The 17,507-nt window shown below is 51.9% G+C and carries 14 protein-coding genes; 10 read left to right on the top strand and 4 right to left on the bottom strand.

All coding sequences use genetic code 11. The features are described 5' to 3' along the window. Window positions 1-3: 3 nt before the first annotated feature. Window positions 4-1,869: an ATP-binding cassette domain-containing protein gene (locus ACJJIN_RS08530; RefSeq protein WP_444897700.1), complete on the top strand. Its 1,866-nt coding sequence runs from the start codon at window positions 4-6 to the stop codon at window positions 1,867-1,869. 53 nt (window positions 1,870-1,922) lie between these two features. Here ACJJIN_RS08530 and ACJJIN_RS08525 read toward each other — a convergent pair whose 3' ends face one another. Continuing rightward, window positions 1,923-2,366: a universal stress protein gene (locus ACJJIN_RS08525; RefSeq protein WP_282932316.1), complete on the bottom strand. Its 444-nt coding sequence runs from the start codon at window positions 2,364-2,366 to the stop codon at window positions 1,923-1,925. Window positions 2,367-2,511: 145 nt separating this feature from the next. Here ACJJIN_RS08525 and ACJJIN_RS08520 point away from each other — a divergent pair, with 145 nt between their 5' ends. The 4 genes from ACJJIN_RS08520 to ACJJIN_RS08505 all read left to right on the top strand — a co-directional run bounded on the left by ACJJIN_RS08520 (window position 2,512) and on the right by ACJJIN_RS08505 (window position 7,035). Continuing rightward, entirely contained in the window at window positions 2,512-3,042 is a 531-nt protein-coding gene (locus tag ACJJIN_RS08520) for a hypothetical protein (RefSeq protein ID WP_282932317.1), read from the top strand. 207 nt (window positions 3,043-3,249) lie between these two features. Then, window positions 3,250-5,937, top strand: coding sequence for a type I DNA topoisomerase (gene topA, locus ACJJIN_RS08515; protein WP_282932318.1), 2,688 nt, complete (start codon window positions 3,250-3,252; stop codon window positions 5,935-5,937). A 3-nt stretch (window positions 5,938-5,940) separates the two neighbouring features. Next, entirely contained in the window at window positions 5,941-6,432 is a 492-nt protein-coding gene (locus tag ACJJIN_RS08510; protein WP_444897699.1) for a DUF6586 family protein, read from the top strand. A gap of 345 nt (window positions 6,433-6,777) precedes the next feature. Then, window positions 6,778-7,035, top strand: coding sequence for a hypothetical protein (locus tag ACJJIN_RS08505; protein WP_282932320.1), 258 nt, complete (start codon window positions 6,778-6,780; stop codon window positions 7,033-7,035). A gap of 63 nt (window positions 7,036-7,098) precedes the next feature. Here the strand turns inward: ACJJIN_RS08505 and lexA are convergent, their stop codons facing one another. Beyond that, window positions 7,099-7,704, bottom strand: a complete 606-nt coding sequence (lexA, locus tag ACJJIN_RS08500; protein ID WP_282932321.1) for a transcriptional repressor LexA — start codon at window positions 7,702-7,704, stop codon at window positions 7,099-7,101. A gap of 160 nt (window positions 7,705-7,864) precedes the next feature. Here lexA and ACJJIN_RS08495 point away from each other — a divergent pair, with 160 nt between their 5' ends. From ACJJIN_RS08495 to ACJJIN_RS08475, 5 genes are all read left to right on the top strand, one after another. Beyond that, the gene (locus tag ACJJIN_RS08495) at window positions 7,865-8,503 is read left to right on the top strand and encodes an LOG family protein (RefSeq protein WP_282932322.1); all 639 of its coding nucleotides are present in this window, start codon (window positions 7,865-7,867) and stop codon (window positions 8,501-8,503) included. 283 nt (window positions 8,504-8,786) lie between these two features. After that, window positions 8,787-9,416, top strand: a complete 630-nt coding sequence (locus ACJJIN_RS08490) for a TetR/AcrR family transcriptional regulator (RefSeq protein ID WP_282932323.1) — start codon at window positions 8,787-8,789, stop codon at window positions 9,414-9,416. A 33-nt stretch (window positions 9,417-9,449) separates the two neighbouring features. Then, a complete protein-coding gene (gene nagZ, locus ACJJIN_RS08485) occupies window positions 9,450-10,466 on the top strand; it encodes a beta-N-acetylhexosaminidase (RefSeq protein WP_444897698.1) in 1,017 nt (338 codons plus the stop codon). 81 nt (window positions 10,467-10,547) lie between these two features. Next, entirely contained in the window at window positions 10,548-11,654 is a 1,107-nt protein-coding gene (locus tag ACJJIN_RS08480; RefSeq protein ID WP_282932325.1) for a mechanosensitive ion channel family protein, read from the top strand. Window positions 11,655-11,953: 299 nt separating this feature from the next. Further along, window positions 11,954-12,169 carry a cold-shock protein gene (locus ACJJIN_RS08475; protein WP_020413094.1) on the top strand — a complete coding sequence of 72 codons (216 nt, stop codon included), beginning with the start codon at window positions 11,954-11,956 and terminating at the stop codon, window positions 12,167-12,169. A gap of 514 nt (window positions 12,170-12,683) precedes the next feature. On the opposite strand, the gene ACJJIN_RS08470 is transcribed toward ACJJIN_RS08475, so the two are convergent. Next, a complete protein-coding gene (locus tag ACJJIN_RS08470; protein WP_444897697.1) occupies window positions 12,684-13,679 on the bottom strand; it encodes a CsiV family protein in 996 nt (331 codons plus the stop codon). A gap of 123 nt (window positions 13,680-13,802) precedes the next feature. After that, entirely contained in the window at window positions 13,803-17,282 is a 3,480-nt protein-coding gene (gene mfd, locus ACJJIN_RS08465; protein ID WP_444897696.1) for a transcription-repair coupling factor, read from the bottom strand. Window positions 17,283-17,507 lie beyond the last annotated feature (225 nt).

The raw sequence follows: 17,507 nt of genomic DNA, 5'->3' as shown, positions 1-17,507 counted from the left end.
TTTATGTTGCTTCTATTGGATGGGGTCAGTCTTCGTTACGGGACCCAGGTACTGGCAGACAATGTCAGCGCAAAAGTTGAGCGTGGAGATCGTATATGCCTTGTGGGGCGTAATGGGGAGGGGAAATCCAGCCTGTTGCGCTTGATCGCGGGGCAAGTTGACGCGGATAGCGGCGAGATTGTTCGTGCCAGCGGTATGGTTCAAGCGGTTTTGGAGCAGGAGTTACCTGCCGATTGCCCCGATTCTGTCTACGGATATGTGGCTATGGGATTGGGCGAAATAGGCGCTGTTTTGTCGGCGTACAGGGACTCCCCCACAGCAGAGCTACAAGCCAAAATCGAAGCGGCTCACGGTTGGGAGCTGCTGCCGAAAGTGGACAGTGTATTAGATCGTTTGGGGCTCGATGCAGACGAAAAGGTTGCCGACCTTTCCGGTGGCTGGCAGCGCCGTGCTGCTCTGGCTCGCGCTTTGGTGGTGGAGCCTGATCTGCTGATACTGGATGAGCCAACCAACCACTTGGATATTGCTGCAGTCGAATGGCTTGAGAATTTCCTCGCCAGCTATCGTGGCGCTCTTTTGTTTGTGAGCCATGATCGTGCATTGGCACAACGTTTGGCCACCAGCGTATGGGATTTGGATCGTGGACACCTGCGGACATTTCGCTGCAAGTTCGACCGTTACCAGGAAGAAAAAGAGAAGCTTCTTGAAGAAGAGGCAAAAAATGAAGCTCTTTTCGACAAGAAGTTAGCACAGGAAGAGGCTTGGATTCGCCAGGGCATCAAGGCTCGCCGAACCCGTAATGAGGGGCGGGTTAGAGCGCTTCAAGCACTGCGTCGCCAAAGGGAAGCGCGCCGGTCCCAGCAGGGTATAGCCAAGATGGCCCTGGATAGCGGTGAGATGTCCGGCAAATTGGTCGCTGAGTTGAAGGGCGTCACTTTTGCTTACCCCGATGAGCAAGCGTTGATTAGGGATTTATCATTCACGCTGATGCGTGGAGACCGCGTTGGCCTAATAGGCCCCAATGGTGTCGGCAAAAGTACCCTGATCAAATTGCTGCTGGGAGAGCTAAAGTCCCAGGGGGGGAGTGTGCGCCTGGGTACCAAGCAGCAAGTGGCCTATTTCGATCAGCGCCGGGATCAGCTGAATCCCGATTTGACTGTGCTCGATAATGTTGCCGAAGGGCGCGACTCAGTGACTATTGGTGGTAAAAGCCGCCACGTAATGTCTTATTTGGCCGATTTTCTTTTTAGTGGTGTTAAAGCCCGTACTAAAGTCAGCGCCTTGAGTGGTGGAGAGCGAAATCGCGCCTTGCTGGCAAAATTGTTTAGCCAGCCCGCCAATATTTTGGTGCTCGACGAGCCCACCAATGACCTGGATGTAGAAACCCTGGAGCTGCTTGAACAGTTACTCCTGGACTTTGGCGGAACGGTTCTGCTGGTGAGCCATGACCGTGCTTTCCTGGATAATGTGGTGGGCTCATGCCTCGCATTTGAGGGGGATGGCCGCATCCGTGAATACGTGGGTGGTTATGGGGATTTTGTGCGCCAAGGTGGCAGCTTTGTCGCTGAGCTGAAAGAAGTTAAGCCAGCTGCTAGTAAACCAAAGGAAAAGCCTCAGTCCCAGGAGGCGGCTCCAGCGAAGAAAAAGAAACTGAGCTATAAGCTTCAAAGAGAGCTGGATAGCCTGCCCGCCTTGATTGAGTCTTTGGAAGAAGAGATAGGGGCTATTGAGCAAGAGGTTGCCGACCCCAGTTTTTATCAGCAGGAGCAGGCGTTGGTGCAGGCTAAGCTGAACACCCTGACGGAAAGACAAGCCCAGCTCGAAGAGGCATTTGAACGCTGGTCAGAGCTGGAGGGGGGAGACGACTAAGTTGAAGGGGAAGCTGCAATTATTGCTGCTTCCCCCTCCCCAATTTTGAACGATTATTCGTCTTCCATATGTACCCGAATCGCCAGAACATCGCATTTGGCACCATGGAGAACGCCGTTGGCGGTAGAGCCGAGTAGTAGTGCTAAGCCGTGACGACCGTGGCTGCCAATAATGATTAAGTCAGCTTCGATATCTTTGGCTAAGCGATGAATCTCAGTAGATGGCTGGCCGAGTATTACGTGCTGGCGATCTGCGGGGATATCCAGCCGATCGGCGGCTTTTTGCAATTGCTCCTTGGCCTGGGATTGTAGTTGGTCCTGTACCTCGGAGAGGTCCATTGGGATGTCGCCGCCATAGGCAAAAGTCAGGGGCTCAATGGCGTGAAGTAAGCTTAACTCTGCACCAAATGCTTCAGCCATATCAGCGGCCCTATCAAGCACCTGGGAAGACTCTTTTGACAGGTCCAAGCCCACGAGGATGTGTCGGTATTTCGCCATAATTTACCTGCTCCTATCCCTTTTATTGACTGTGAAAAACACCCTTGTGACACCTATTTTGAGTCTACCGCAAAAAAAACCGATTGACATAGATCACGCGGAACACCGCACAATAGTCACTTTTTTCCACTGATGAGGAGTGGTTATGTCTGATTGGTTGCCGGTGATTATCGTCGGATTTGCCATCGCTTTGGTGCTGGGGCCGGTGATGTGGCTAAAGCCCAATGCCCGTGACAGCCGTCTTGCAGATTTGCGTAGCCGGGCGGCCCAGGCTGGCATTACCGTACAAATCCAAGCGCTGCCTGCGGCGTTGGGTGATGGGACTGCAGCTGTCTATTATCACCGCTGGCAGAACCGTAAAGGCCTGAGTGTGGGGTGGGTTTTGGATAAACAACGGATTGAGCACGAGCTGAATTTTTCCGGTGTTTGGGATTGGGCTGATGGCCAGCCAGCTCCGCAAGGGGCATGGAAATATTTGCGCGAGCTACTGGAAAAAATCCCTCGGGACGCCTGTGCGATTACTGCAACACCAGTGGGTCTCGGTATTCAGTGGCCGGAGTCAGGAGGCAATCAAGCCTTCCAGAAACTAATGGCGTCGCTCGATGAGTACACCCCCTTAATAGAAGAAGCTATTCGAAAAGTGAGTTCGCGCGCGGCGACTGAGGGGCTGTCTTGATTGCCGTAATAGCGGTGTAAAAGAGCGTCTACTGAGTCGCATTTAGGCGGACTGCCCAGTGCCAATTTTGGTGACTGTGAGTGGAAAATTGTCAGCTTTGCTTGACCGCGCTTGAAGTGAGGCTTATATATTCGCGCAGCACAAGCCCGATAAGAGGGCTTGAAAGACTTGCAATAGCAGTAAATTTTCATTTGAAATCAAAGGCTTATGGGTAAATCACTGGTCATCGTCGAATCACCGGCCAAAGCGAAAACCATCAATAAATATCTCGGCAAGGACTTTGTTGTGAAGTCCAGTGTCGGCCATATTCGCGATTTGCCCACAGGTGGGGGCAATAAACAGCCGGTTGACGCAAAGGAGCGCGCCCGTCGTGCAGCGGAAACACGCAAGCTTTCCCCCGAGGCGAAAGAGGCTTACAAGCGGAAGAAAAACCGCGATCAGCTGATTAAGCGTATGGGGATCGACCCAGATCACGAGTGGCAAGCCCACTACGAGATACTGCCGGGTAAAGAGAAAGTGGTGAGTGAGTTACAAAAACTCGCCGAAGGCGCCGATCATATCTATCTCGCAACGGACTTGGATCGCGAGGGAGAGGCAATTGCCTGGCATTTGCGTGAAGCAATTGGTGGCGATAACGATCGCTACCGCCGGGTAGTGTTTAATGAAATTACCAAGTCTGCGATTCAGGAGGCCTTTAAAGATCCCGGCCGTCTGAATATTAATCGGGTAAACGCCCAGCAAGCACGCCGTTTCCTCGATCGAATCGTTGGCTATATGGTATCCCCTCTACTGTGGGAAAAAGTGGCCAGAGGCTTGTCTGCGGGGCGTGTGCAATCTGTTGCGGTCCGCCTCGTAGTTGAGCGGGAGCGGGAGATTCGCGCGTTTATCCCGGAAGAGTACTGGACTCTGTTTGCCGATACGGCGACGGCAAAGGCTTCCAAGCTGCGCCTCGAGGTGAAAAAGCAGGCTGGTGAGGCTTTCCGTCCTACCAACGAAGAGCTGGCAATGAGTGCTGCCAAACAGCTTCAGTCCAGTGAGTTTGTTGTTTCCGCCCGTGACGATAAGCCAACCAGCTCCAAGCCCAGCGCACCATTTATTACTTCCACCTTGCAGCAGGCGGCCAGTAACCGCCTTGGCTTCAGTGTGAAGAAGACCATGACCCTGGCCCAGCGCTTGTATGAAGCCGGTCATATCACCTACATGCGTACAGATTCCACCAATCTCAGTAAAGAGGCTGTGGAATCTGCACGGGATTATATTGCCGAGAATTACGGCGATAAGTATCTTCCAGAAAGCCCCAATAGCTACAGCAGTAAAGAGGGCGCTCAAGAGGCGCACGAAGCGATTCGCCCATCCGATGTTCGTATCGCCCCAAATATGTTGTCCGGTGTTGAGCGGGATGCGGAGAGGTTATACAACCTGATTTGGCAGCAGTTCGTGGCCTGCCAGATGACGCCTGCCCAATTTACCTCCTCTTCAATCGTGGTCAGCGCAGGTGACTTTGAATTGCGTGCGCGGGGTCGAGTAATTCGTTTCGATGGTTTCCTGAAAGTTGCGCCACCGAGCGGCAAAAAAGATGAAGATCTGGTGCTTCCAGATGTGAAGGTAGGCGAAAAGCTATCCCTGCAACAGCTGGATCCCAAGCAGCACTTTACCAAGCCGCCTGCGCGGTTTAGTGAAGCGGCCCTGGTTAAGGAACTGGAGAAGCGCGGTATCGGACGCCCCTCCACCTATGCTTCCATTATTTCCACGATCCAGGATCGTGGTTATGTCCGCCTGGAAAACCGTCGTTTTTACGCTGAGAAAATGGGGGATATTGTTACCGACCGTCTCAGCGAAAGTTTCAAGAACCTGATGGACTACGGATTTACCGCAAACCTGGAGGAATCCCTGGATGCGGTTGCCGACGGCGATAAGGGTTGGAAGCAACTGCTCGATGAGTTTTATCAGGACTTTTCCGGGCGCCTGGAAAAAGCCCAGTCTGCCGATGCAGGTATGCGTCGCAATACGCCGACAGACACTGATATCGAGTGCACCAAATGTGGCCGCCATATGCAGATCCGCACTGGCTCCACCGGTGTATTCTTAGGGTGCTCTGGATACGCACTGCCGCCAAAAGAGCGTTGTACCAATACCATGAACCTGGTTTCTGGTGATGAGGCGGTCGATGCGGATAAGGACGAGGAAGCTGAATCCAGGTTGCTGCGGGAGAAGCGCCGCTGCGGCAAGTGCGGCACGGCTATGGATAGCTACCTGTTAGATGAGCAGCGTAAATTGCATATTTGTGGCAATAACCCGGATTGCAATGGCTACGAGATTGAGCAGGGCACTTTTAAAATCAAAGGCTATGACGGCCCCATTATTGAGTGCGATAAGTGTGGCAGTGATATGCAGTTGAAGTCTGGTCGCTTTGGCAAGTACTTCGGCTGTACCAATGAAGACTGTAAAAACACCCGCAAGCTGCTGAAAAATGGGCAGCCGGCGCCGCCGAAAATGGACCCGGTTCCCATGCCGGAATTGGCCTGTATCAAAGTTGAGGATCACTATATCCTGCGCGATGGTGCCTCGGGTCTATTCCTGGCTGCCAGCCAGTTCCCGAAAAACCGTGAGACCCGTGCGCCCCTGGTTAAAGAGCTGCTGCCTCACCAGAGTGAGATCGATCCAAAATACAGCTTCCTATTCTCTGCACCGACGCAAGATGACAGTGGGCGGGATACCGTAGTTCGATTTAGCCGCAAAACCCAGGAGCAATATGTTCAATCTGAGGAAGAGGGCAAGGCGACCGGCTGGCGTGCTTTTTATCGCGATGGCGGTTGGAAAGTAGAGGCCTCCACCAAGAGCACTGCCGCCAAGCGCAAGAAACCCGCAGCTAAAAAGACAGCGGCAAAGAAGTAGGTAATGAGTAACTCTTACACGATTCATGTCACTTCGGCTCTGCGCAAGAGCCAGCTGTTGCTGCAACAGCCGTGGGACTTGCCTCTCCAGCGCGATGCGCTGGAAGAGGCAGCGTTGATGCAGTTGTACAAGGCCTATCGGGCATTTCTGGCAGAGCAGGCCGCCCAGCTTCAGCTGGGATTTGAACCGGAGTCTCCGCAGTTGATCATTGATGCGCTGGGCGTTCAGGGTAGGGCCAGCGCGGAGGCCAATGAGCTGTCCGGCTTGGTCGGCGACCCGGAAAGCTGGTTGTCCCATATGCTTTACGCCTGGAAAGAACAGCAGAAAATATCTGTGGATGCCGATGAGAAACAGCAACAGGTTAATTTAATCCCGCTACACAACGAAGTTGCCAAGCCTGAGTTTGCACCCTTGTCCAAAGAGTTGTTGCTTCAGTGGCATCGCTCACTGAATGAATTGGTGGTGAGGCAGCGCGCTCACTTGGATGAGTGTTAACTAATACGCTTACTCGATCTCGGTGAACTTCTGAATAGGTTCGTAATATTCCTGCGAATTTTGAAGGTTGTTGATATTAGGTGCACCTCTGTGGGAAAGTCCGCTGTCCTTTGAGTGAGTTACAATAGAGTAGTTGTGGCCCACTCGACATAACCCCCAACCGGCGCAACGTGCAAAGCAATTCACTCTTCTCTTGTGATCTCTTGAGTGGTTTAGGTAATTCCTTGATATAGCGTACTGGTTATAGAAAGTCAGGAGTCAGAAGCCCTTAAACTGGATGAATGAAACTTATCGCAAGCCTGTGGTACACTGGGCGCAAACTGTTGTGCCGTGAAGGAAAAGCGAATGTCCTCCGAAACTTTTGAAATAATCGAGCTGGCTAATGGCGATGTAGCTTTGCGTCGTGCTGGCCATAAAGAGGACCCTTTGGTAAGCATTTCTTTTTCTGCGGAAAGCCTTCAGTTTCTGCGCAAGAACAAGGTTGCTGTGGCAAGGGCTATGTTGGAAGCGGGTATTGAAGCCGTACAAAATCTAGACGATCTTGAGGCTGGTTACTTCGAGGAAGAAGATGATTTAATGCCGGTAAATCATACTATTCACTAACATCAGCGTTAGTTCGAGTCTTAATAACAGCGGCCAATGGCCGCTGTTGTCGTTTTTAGGGGCTTAAGGCGTTTGGCGAATGACCCCTACGGCTAATCCCTCAATCACAAAGTTCTTATCTCTCATATCGACTTGAATTAACTCAAAGTCATTATTTTCAGGTAGCAACTGAACGGTTGCCTGATTTCCCTTGCGGCGAAAGCGTTTCACTGTGACTTCGTCATCGATACGGGCAACGACGATTTGGCCATTGCGCACTTGCTCGGTCTTTTGTACTGCCAGCAAGTCTCCATCGAGAATGCCCGCATCTCGCATACTCATACCATGCACCCTCAACAAATAATCTGCGGGGGGATGGAAGAAGCTCGCGGGCAAGTCGCAGTAATCTTCAATATGTTCACTGGCGAGTATGGGATTCCCCGCAGCTACTCTACCCACAATCGGCAAGCCGGATTGGTGATCCGGAATTCGAATGCCTCGGGAAGCGCCGGCAACCATCTCAATGGCGCCTTTTCTGGCGAGCGCTTTCAGGTGTTCCTCGGCGGCATTGGGTGAGCGGAAGCCGAGCTCCTGGGCAATTTCTGCCCGCGTTGGCGGGTAGCCTGTTTCATCCAGGTAGGACTTGATCAGGTCGAGAACCTGGGACTGACGAGCGGTGAGATTGGTCATAGATTTACCTAGTTTTCTGTATTTATATACAGTTGCTGGAATTATATACAGATTTATTGTTCGCGCAATCCTCAGGTTTTAGTCTTTGTGAGCTGCTACATTGATGGAGAAAGCAAGGAGAGAAGAAAGCGTTGAAGGAACTGACAAAGAGGGAAAAATAATGTTGGATGCAAAAATGCCGGAAGCCTGGAGAGTGCTTCGTATTCAGTCTGAATTGGTAGATGGGATAGAGCGGCTGATAGCGTTAGGTGGTGCAGTGACAGTGTTTGGAGGGGCGAGATTTACAGAGGACAGTCCTGAATATCAGCAGGGGGTAAAGTTGGGAGAGTTGCTCGCGGCTGAAGGGATCCCCGTGATTACCGGTGGTGGGCCGGGGCTGATGGAGGCTTGTAACCGAGGGGCTTTCGGGCAGCCCGGCGCATCAATTGGGTTAAACATAGAGCTGCCTTTTGAGCAGGCGGCAAATCCATATCAGGACATTAGTTTGAACTTCCGATACTTTTTTGTACGGAAATTTATGTTTGTAAAACACGCACTTGGATTCGTTGGACTTCCCGGTGGCTACGGCACGTTGGATGAGCTGTTTGAAGCTCTTACCTTGGTGCAAACGCAGAAAGTGCGACGTTTCCCAATTGTGTTGGTAGGTAAGCGTTACTGGAGTGGGCTGTACGATTGGTTGGTAGATACAGTGTTAGAGCGCGATTGTATCGATGCCAGTGATCTCGACCTTTTTCATATCGTTGATAGTGTGGAGGAGGCTGCGGCCCTGATTATGAAATATATGCAGGTGAAAGAATAATTATTCGGATGATCTTAAAATACCGAAAAAATTTTCAAAGTTATTTTTGTTAAAGCTGTCCCCGGACTAAAAGGCTATACCGGCTGGTGGGGTGGCGTACTTGCATAAGTTGGCGGGAAATCAACTCCAGCAGTATTGATCTTGCCGCCTGACATACTTTTCCCTGTTATTTTTACTCTTGCACCTTGCTGAGTGGAGGGCTTAGCTGGCGGGCTCTAGATCAGTGAGAATGTGCTACTCTGGCGTCGATTAAACGTATGTTTTAAATGGTGGTTTGATACTTATGAGCCAGATAGATACGGTCAGCCGGATACTCGATGCAGCGGAAGTGCTGTTTGCTGAACGGGGTTTTCCTGAAACCTCATTGAGAACAATTACGAGCACGGCCGGGGTTAATCTGGCGGCAGTTAACTACCATTTCGGCTCCAAGAAAGAATTGATACAGGCGGTATTTGAACGCTTTTTAACGCCTTTCACTAACGCTCTGGAAGAAGAGCTTGATCGCCGTATTGCCCTGGGGCAGCCCCTGGGGGTGGAGGAGCTGATCGAATGCCTGTATCGAGTTGGGTTGGGAAGCCTTGGGCTGGAGGGAAAGGATCCACAGCGATTTATGCGTCTTTTAGGATTGGCTTATACCCAGTTCCAGGGGCATTTGCGTCGATTTATCGTATCTCGATACGGGGATACTTACCGCCGTTTTGCCGGACTGCTGGCTGAAGCGCTACCGGGCTTGGACCCAGAAACTTTCTATTGGCGCCTCTACTTTATGCTGGGAGCGACCATTTTCACACTGTCGAGCCACGATGCGATTGAGGCTATCCTGCGGGAGGATTTCGGTTCTGACAGTACCCTGACCCAGACTCTTGAGCGATTGGTACCCGCTGCTTCGGCCATGTTGAAGGTAGATAATTAGTGGGCGCACTCTTAAATCGATAAGGAACTTAATATGTCTTTACCACCCGGACCGGTCATGGTGGATATCGAGGGGCTTGAACTCACCGAGGAAGACTGTGAGTTGCTTCGGCATCCGATGGTGGGCGGGCTGATCTTTTTTGCGAGAAACTATCGGGATCGCCAGCAGCTTATCCAATTGGTTAACTCCATCCGTGCGGTGCGACCAGAGATCCTGCTAGCGGTAGATCAGGAGGGTGGCAGGGTTCAGCGGTTTCGCGATGACTTTACGCGAATACCCTCAATGCAGGCTCTCAGTGCTGTCGCCAGTAACGAGCAGTTGCAGGATGTGGGGTGGCTGCTGGCCGCAGAGTTGCTGGCTGTAGGAGTGGATTTTAGCTTCGCGCCGGTTTTGGATGCGGATGACAGTCACAGCAGGGTGATCGGCGATCGGAGTTTTTGTCCCGATCCGGCCCAGTTAACCGCACTGGCTCGCCCCTTTATCCAAGGGATGCGCGAAGCGGGAATGGCCACGACAGGCAAGCATTTTCCGGGGCATGGCCACGTGCTGGAAGACAGTCATGTGGAGTTGCCAGAGGATAAGCGCTCGTTGGATCAGGTCTTGGCAACCGATGCACTTCCGTTTATCGATTGTATTGGAACCCAGGAACTTACCGCGGTGATGCCGGCCCATATCCGCTTCATCAACATTGATAGCCAGCCGGTGGGATTCTCCCGCTATTGGCTGCAGGATGTATTGCGGCGACAGCTGGGATTCAATGGAGTGATTTTCAGTGATGATCTGTCTATGGAAGGGGCGGGTGCGGCCGGAGGCTATGGCGATAGGATTCGCGCAGCCCTAGAAGCCGGTTGTGATATGGGTATCGTATGCAACAATCGTGTCGGCGCTTTTGAGGCGCTGGCGGCACTGGATACCTTTGTGCCCAAACCGGAGTCCACTCATCGGTTGTCGGCCATGGGTGGCAGGCCGGTGATCGGCTCCTGGGAGGAGCTTGAGAAGAGTGCGCGGTGGCACAGAACCAGGGAGTGGTTAGCTTCCATAATGCGCTGAAATAAGTTGTTGAGATCCGTCGTCTATTGAGAAGGCGTTGTACGGATATTACTGATTGTTGGTTAAAGCGGAGGGGTTCGAGTGGAGTCCGTTGAGAGCGTGCTGTTGTCCTGGCTTGGTGAGAACCGGGTCTGGATAGTTTCTGTTTTCCTCATAGTACTTGCGTCTGGGGTGTTGGCCTGGTTATTTGGCCGGTTTGTGCAGCGCATGGCCATTAAGGCGGAAAAGACGGTTAATCCCTGGGATGATGCTTTGGTTGGGGCACTCTCCCCTCCCGGGCAGGTACTTGTATGGCTGCTGGGCTTGAGTGTCGCTGCCCAGCGAGCGGGGGACGCCACTGGTGCCGAGATATTCTCCCTGGCTGCACCGACGCGGGAAATAGGCTTGATCCTGGTGATGGCCTGGTTTGCCTGGCGATTCTCACACAGCGTGGAACATAACCTGTGCGATCCGCGCTATATGGGCAAGCCGATGGATGCCACTACGGTACGTGCGATCGGCAAGCTGGTCAGGGCCTCAATCGTGATCACAGCGGGAATTGTGGTCATGCAGTTCCTGGGCTATAGCGTCAGCGGTGTTTTGGCGTTTGGTGGTATTGGTGGGCTGGCTGTCGGTTTTGCGGCCAAGGACCTGCTGGCAAACTTTTTCGGCGGCCTGATGATCTATCTGGATCGGCCCTTTGCGGTGGGCGACTGGATTCGCTCCCCCGATAAGGAAATTGAGGGGACCGTGGAAGATATCGGTTGGCGCCTGACCAGAATCCGCACTTTTGATATGCGACCCGTCTATGTTCCCAATGGCATCTTCACCCAGATTGCGGTAGAAAATCCTTCCCGTATGTTAAATCGTAGGATTTTTGAAACGATTGGTATTCGTTATGAAGATGCCCATCATATGGCGGCAATCGTGGCGGATGTTAAAAATATGTTACAGGAACATCCGGAAATTGATTCTAATCGTACGCTTATTGTTAATTTTAATAGTTTTGCTTCCTCTTCTTTGGATTTCTTTATATATACGTTTACCCGCACTACCGATTGGGTTCGTTATCATGAAGTAAAGCAGGATGTTCTATTAACGATTCTTAAAATAATTGAGGGATATGGGGCATCCTGTGCATTCCCAACCTCAACATTACATATTGCCGATATACCTTCATTAACGCGAGAGGCCGCGTTAGACAGTTGAGGAATGGGAGTGCAATAAGGTACAAATGATTAGTTTCTAATTGAGCACTATTGAAGATTTTGACGGTTAATTACGCATATTGGGAAAAACGTAGTATTTATTTCACATAGAAAACTAGACACTGGCGCTGTTTTATCTAAGAATCAGGGTACGTCCTTTGAGTATATGCTCATTGGATTAAGCAAGATAGCATTCTGCATGGAGCAGTTTGTTAACAATGGGGTGGCGTTTGCCCCTCTTGCCGAATTGAGCAGTGAGGTAAAAGAGGTAGGCGCAATAACAATAATGAGGTTTTCTCAATGAGTGATCGCGTTACAGGTACAGTGAAGTGGTTTAATAACGCACGGGGTTATGGCTTCATCACCTGTGGAGAAGGAACTGAAGATATTTTCGTTCACTATCGCAGCATTCGCGGCGAGGGCTACAAAACCCTTAATGAGGGGCAGGCGGTAGAGTTCGAAATGCAACAAGGTGACAAAGGACTGCTGGCGGAAGATGTTGTTCCCTGTGAGTGATTTATAGATCACTCGTTGAAAGAACTGTTGTCGTGTAGGGTCCTGCGGCTCAATTGACGCCGGCCCTGTCAGCGCCTCTGAAAAGCGGATCTTTATGATCCGCTTTTTTGTTTGCTACTTTGCAGTGGATATAGGCTTTTCTTCTTTAAGTTGCATTTGTGTCCCTCTTTGTAGGTTTGGTCATATCCCGCCCCGCCTAAAGCCCCCAATGTAATTGTGTGTATATGAGTGAGTTTATTGTGCTCAATACCCTGTGCTAATTATTACTTTAATACTCCCGGAATATTGGCCTACTGATAGTAATTTTTTTGTTGTTGTGGGGTGGCGGTATTTGCTTGTTTGCTGGCTGTATTTTGATTAAAGATAAATTGATTAAATATCGGTTGGGTGGGGTGTGCTTGCAGTGATGGTGAAATTAATTCGTTTGAGGTGAAGAGTTTTAAAGGTATATTTAAAATAACAGCCCCGGCAAGATTTGCTGGGGCTTTTGGCGAAAGTCGATTATTTAAATAAATTAACTTTCCGTGCGGTTATCTTTTTCTTGGTCGGAATTAAGCATATCCATATTTTGCGAATCTTCTTTGGGTTTGGCTACAGTGCGCACTTCAATAAGAATTCCAAATGCAGGGTGGTCGATATAATGAAGTTGTCCGCTACGCAAACGTCTCTCGTGTTGCAGTCTCGCAGTATGGGCTACATATAATGGCTCTTCTTTTATAAATTCCGGCTCGCCCAGTGTGAGTGGCTCAGTTGTGTTAATTGCGCCCTGACTATTTTCGATATCAAACCCGTTATTTTGTGAATATGAATTTTCAATATCACTGTAATTGCCGGTTAGGATTTGTAGCGGCTTTTCGATTTTATTTTGTGGGCGTTGAGGAAGAAGAATACTGTGTTCCCCGGGTTGCGTATAAAAATCGCTGAGCCACAAATTAGTACTGATATGTAAATAGCGAGCGACACTCAGGGTGATAGATCCCTCAAGCTGGCTGTGGCCGCTGAGCTGGCTGCCGCCATCAATCAGAATGGCCGGAGAGTTTCTCTTGGTATTTAAAACCTGGCGCCAGGCCTTGTGAAACAGGACCCTGTCACCAGCCCTGGAAATTGCGGCGGCTTTGTTGTCCAGCAGCCTGGGTACAGGTCTTAGCAGCAAGTTTCTTTGTGCTTGCTCAGAGTTCTGCGAACTAGTAGATGCGTCGCCCTCAAGCTCCGATGATTCAATATCGGCTGGGCCGCTCGTTTCTGGGCTCGAGATGATGTCTTCAAGCGATAACACCTCATCCTCTGTTGGCTGAGTTGGGGTGCGCAGGGTGTCAAAGTCGATCCACTTTGATGGATACTGAAGACGGGGTGCCGTCGGCCAGGTCTCTGCGGTTCTTTCCATCCCCTGGGGGCGCTCGAATACGATCATTTCTATTTCGAAAGTATTGCCAGCGTAGTTGACGGCCTGGGCACTGGTTGCTGCCAGCGTGAGCGCCAGGGTTGAGCAGAGGCTAATTATCCTTTTCATGGGTTTACCACTTAAACAATTCTATTTGGGTGCCGAGGGTGTCATTGCCGACAGGCCGTTTAAGCGGGAGTAGGAGACTAATTAGTTTTGCCGCCAGCTCCCGCCGCTGCCTGCCGGATGGTATCACTGTGCAAGCTTTTCCAGAACTTCGTTAATTTCCTGGAGCTTGCGATCAGTACCCTCCTCATCGAGACTGAAATTCAGTTGGTTTGCGCCGGCCAGCTGGTAGCGCCCCGGCTGGGTTTGCACCATCTTAACCAAAGTGAGCGGATCTACACGGGTATTCTCCGCAAATTCGATACGCCCTCTTGCCGCAGAGGCCTCAAGTTTGCGGATGCCCATATTCTCGGCCTTTAACTTGATCTCCGTGGTGCGGAACAAGTGTTTTACCGATTCCGGCAGTAGCCCGAAACGGTCGATCATCTCTACCTGAAGTTCTTTCAGTTGCTGCCTGTCGGTGGCATTGGCAATGCGTTTGTACATGATCAGACGGCCGTGGACATCGGGCAGGTAGTCCTCGGGAATCAGCGCAGCAACCCGCAGATTGACGTCCACCGCAGGGGATTCGAGGGGTTCGTCAATATTCGGTGTGCGGCCCTCGCGAATGGCCTTCACTGCCTTGTCGAGCATCTCCATATACAAGTTGAAGCCAACACTCTGAATCTGCCCGCTTTGTTCCTCACCCAGCAGTTCGCCTGCACCGCGAATTTCCAGGTCGTGGGTAGCCAGGGTAAAGCCTGCACCTAAATCCTGGGCCTCGCTAATCGCTTCCAGGCGCTTCACGGCGTCATTGGTCATGGAGCGTTTGTTGGGAGTCAGTAGGTAGGCGTAGGCCTGGTGGTGCGAGCGTCCCACGCGACCGCGCAACTGGTGAAGCTGGGCCAGGCCGAACTTGTCTGCGCGCTCGATCAGTATCGTGTTGGCTGTGGGGACGTCGATACCGGTTTCGATAATGGTGGTACAGACCAGGACATTAAAGCGCTTGTGATAGAAGTCGCTCATCACCTGTTCCAACTCCCGTTCGCGCATCTGGCCATGGCCTATGCCGATACGGGCCTCGGGAATCATCTCCTGTAGCTCCCGCGCGATTCGCTCAATGCTTTTGACTTCGTTGTGCAGGAAATACACCTGACCGCCGCGCAAGATCTCCCGCAGGATAGCCTCTTTTACCAAGGCATCATCGCGCTCGCGCACGAAGGTTTTCACAGAGAGGCGCCGTGCTGGTGGGGTGGCGATCACCGACAGATCGCGAATACCGGCCATGGCCATATTCAGGGTGCGGGGAATAGGGGTGGCGGTAAGGTTGAGGATATCCACCTCGGAGCGCAGGCTCTTGAGGCGCTCCTTCTGCCGGACGCCAAAGCGGTGTTCTTCGTCGATAATCAGCAGGCCGAGATTTTTAAAGTCCAGATCGCTTTGCAACAGCTTGTGGGTGCCAACCAGGATATCCACCTTGCCACTGGCAACCTTCTCTTTCACGCTGTCCACTTCCTTGCCGGAGCGGAAGCGGGAGATCACCTCGATATTGATCGGCCAATCGGCAAAGCGATCCTGGAAGGATTGATAGTGTTGCTGGGCCAACAGGGTGGTGGGAACCAGCATGGCCACTTGCATACCTGCGTGGGCCGAGACAAATGCAGCCCGCATGGCCACTTCTGTCTTACCGAATCCCACGTCGCCGCAAACCAGTCGGTCCATCGGCTTATCTGAGAGCATATCCCCCAGAACTGCCTCGATAGCCTGTTGTTGATCCGGTGTTTCCTCGAAGGGGAAACCTGCGGAAAACTCCCGGTAGGCCAATTGAGGGTTATCGAAGGCATGGCCAATACGGGCTTCGCGGCGGGCGTAGATATCCAGCAGCTCCGCAGCTGCATCGCGGACTTTCTCGGCGGCTTTGCGTTTGGCTTTTTGCCACTGTTCACTGCCCATTCTGTGCAGCGGGGCCAGGGCTTCATCGGCACCGGAGTAGCGGCTGATCAAGTGCAGGCTGGCTACCGGTACGTAGAGTTTGGCATCGTCGGCATATTCAAGGGTCAGGAATTCTGCCGGTTGCCCGTCGATCTCCAGATGCTGTAGGCCGCGATAACGACCTACGCCGTGATCAATGTGAACGACGGGAGTGCCCATGCGCAGTTCAGCCAGGTTTTTAACCGCGTTGTCCGCTTCATCTTTGGCTTTTTTACGGCGGCGTTGCTGCAGTACCCGCTCACCAAATAACTGCGGTTCCGCGATCAAGTTGATTTGCGGGTCCTCAAGCAGCAGCCCTTGATCGATGGGGGCTACGGTAATCCCGATAGTGTCCTTTGCGGCGAGGAAGTCCTGCCAGCTTTGGAAGCTGGGAGGGCTTAGCCGTATGCCCTTTAATAGCTCCAGCAGCGCTTCGCGGCGCCCGCTACTTTCAGCGCAGAAAAGCACCCGACCGGAGTATTCCATCAGGTAGCTTTCCAGTGCAGCCAGGGGTTGTTCGGACTTGCCATCTACTGGCAGTGAGGGGGGTACTGAAGTGTCAAAATTACAGTTGCCCTGGGCTTCCGGAAGACTCTCGGCAGAGAAGGTTGCCCGGGGCATGGACTTCAGGGCACCGTTAAGCTCATCAATTTCCAGTAAAATCTGGCGCGGTGGCAATATGGGGCGGGTCAGGTCGCCGCGACGACTTTCATAGCGATTGCTGACTTCGCGCCAGAAATTGTCCAGCGGCTGTTGGATATCTCCCTGTAAAAATGCCTGGCTGCCCTCGGGCAGATAGTCGAACAGGCTTGAGCAGTTCCCATCGAAGAACAGGGGCAGGTAATACTCAATGCCCGCCGGGGCAATTCCTGCACTGATATCCTGGTAAATTGGCACTTGGCTGGGATCGCTATCGAATTCACCGTGCCAATTTTGCAGAAACCCTGATAGGGCAGCCTTGTGCAAAGGGAATTCCCGCGCAGGTAAAAGGTGAATGGTTTTCACCTTGTCGATGGTGCGTTGGGTTTCCGGGTCAAAGGTGCGCAGGGATTCAATTTCATCGTCGAAAAGATCGATGCGGTAGGGCAGGGGGCTGCCCATTGGAAAAATATCCATCAGTGAGCCGCGCACAGCGAATTCGCCGTGTTCGTAGACGGTGTCTACGCAGTGGTAGCCGGCCTGCTCCAGCAGTCTCCGCTGGATATCGATATCAAACTGCTGCCCCTCCTCCAATATGAGCGCATTGCCAGCAATATAATTGCAGGGTGGTAGCCGGTGCATCAGGGTGCTGACTGGGATTATGACGATCCCGGCCCCCATTTTCGGCAGCTGGTAAAGGGTGGCGAGGCGATCCGAGATGATGTCCTGGTGGGGAGAGAAGGTGTCGTAGGGGAGAATTTCCCAGTCGGGAAAATGGAAAATTTCCAGCTCCCCGTTTTCCCCCTTATCTCGCCGCGCTTTGTTAAAAAATTTCAATTGCACCTCTAAACGGTGCGCTTCGAGACTGTCCTTTGTGATTAACAGGGTGGGCGCTTTGTTATTGCGTGCCGCGTTGAGGATGGCGAGCGCGGCAGCTGCGCCATGCAGTTGTCCCCAAAATTGTCGGTCACTGGAGGAGCGAAACTTCGGTGGGGTCAGGGGCTGTATTTCTGTCATCTTTCCTTATATATCCGCGCATTCATTCGAGATGTCTTCGAGGTCGGCTATTGTAGCCGCGAACAGTTTTGCTTGCAGGGAATGTTAACCCTGCCTGTGTTTCCAGTCGGGAACAACTACGCTTTTTTATGGATTGCGCAATGTCGCTCGGGTGGACTACAAAAAGGTAGTTTTACTACATTTTTTTGGCTCTTTTTTGCTCAGTTGCGCAGTGTAAAGCGAACA

The organism is Microbulbifer maximicatervae (SeqCode) (genome assembly GCF_052467505.1).
This window is presented reverse-complemented; position numbering and strand designations above follow the sequence as displayed.

Excerpts from the sequence above, each read along its gene's own strand:
- ACJJIN_RS08510 (WP_444897699.1), top strand. The coding sequence starts at position 5,941 with ATGAGTAACTCTTACACGATTCATGTCACTTCGGCTCTGCGCAAGAGC.
- ACJJIN_RS08495 (WP_282932322.1), top strand. The coding sequence starts at position 7,865 with ATGTTGGATGCAAAAATGCCGGAAGCCTGGAGAGTGCTTCGTATTCAG.
- ACJJIN_RS08490 (WP_282932323.1), top strand. The coding sequence starts at position 8,787 with ATGAGCCAGATAGATACGGTCAGCCGGATACTCGATGCAGCGGAAGTG.
- ACJJIN_RS08530 (WP_444897700.1), top strand. The coding sequence starts at position 4 with ATGTTGCTTCTATTGGATGGGGTCAGTCTTCGTTACGGGACCCAGGTA.
- topA (WP_282932318.1), top strand. The coding sequence starts at position 3,250 with ATGGGTAAATCACTGGTCATCGTCGAATCACCGGCCAAAGCGAAAACC.
- ACJJIN_RS08470 (WP_444897697.1), bottom strand. The coding sequence starts at position 13,679 with ATGAAAAGGATAATTAGCCTCTGCTCAACCCTGGCGCTCACGCTGGCA.
- lexA (WP_282932321.1), bottom strand. The coding sequence starts at position 7,704 with ATGACCAATCTCACCGCTCGTCAGTCCCAGGTTCTCGACCTGATCAAG.
- ACJJIN_RS08520 (WP_282932317.1), top strand. The coding sequence starts at position 2,512 with ATGTCTGATTGGTTGCCGGTGATTATCGTCGGATTTGCCATCGCTTTG.
- ACJJIN_RS08525 (WP_282932316.1), bottom strand. The coding sequence starts at position 2,366 with ATGGCGAAATACCGACACATCCTCGTGGGCTTGGACCTGTCAAAAGAG.
- nagZ (WP_444897698.1), top strand. The coding sequence starts at position 9,450 with ATGTCTTTACCACCCGGACCGGTCATGGTGGATATCGAGGGGCTTGAA.
- ACJJIN_RS08505 (WP_282932320.1), top strand. The coding sequence starts at position 6,778 with ATGTCCTCCGAAACTTTTGAAATAATCGAGCTGGCTAATGGCGATGTA.
- ACJJIN_RS08475 (WP_020413094.1), top strand. The coding sequence starts at position 11,954 with ATGAGTGATCGCGTTACAGGTACAGTGAAGTGGTTTAATAACGCACGG.
- mfd (WP_444897696.1), bottom strand. The coding sequence starts at position 17,282 with ATGACAGAAATACAGCCCCTGACCCCACCGAAGTTTCGCTCCTCCAGT.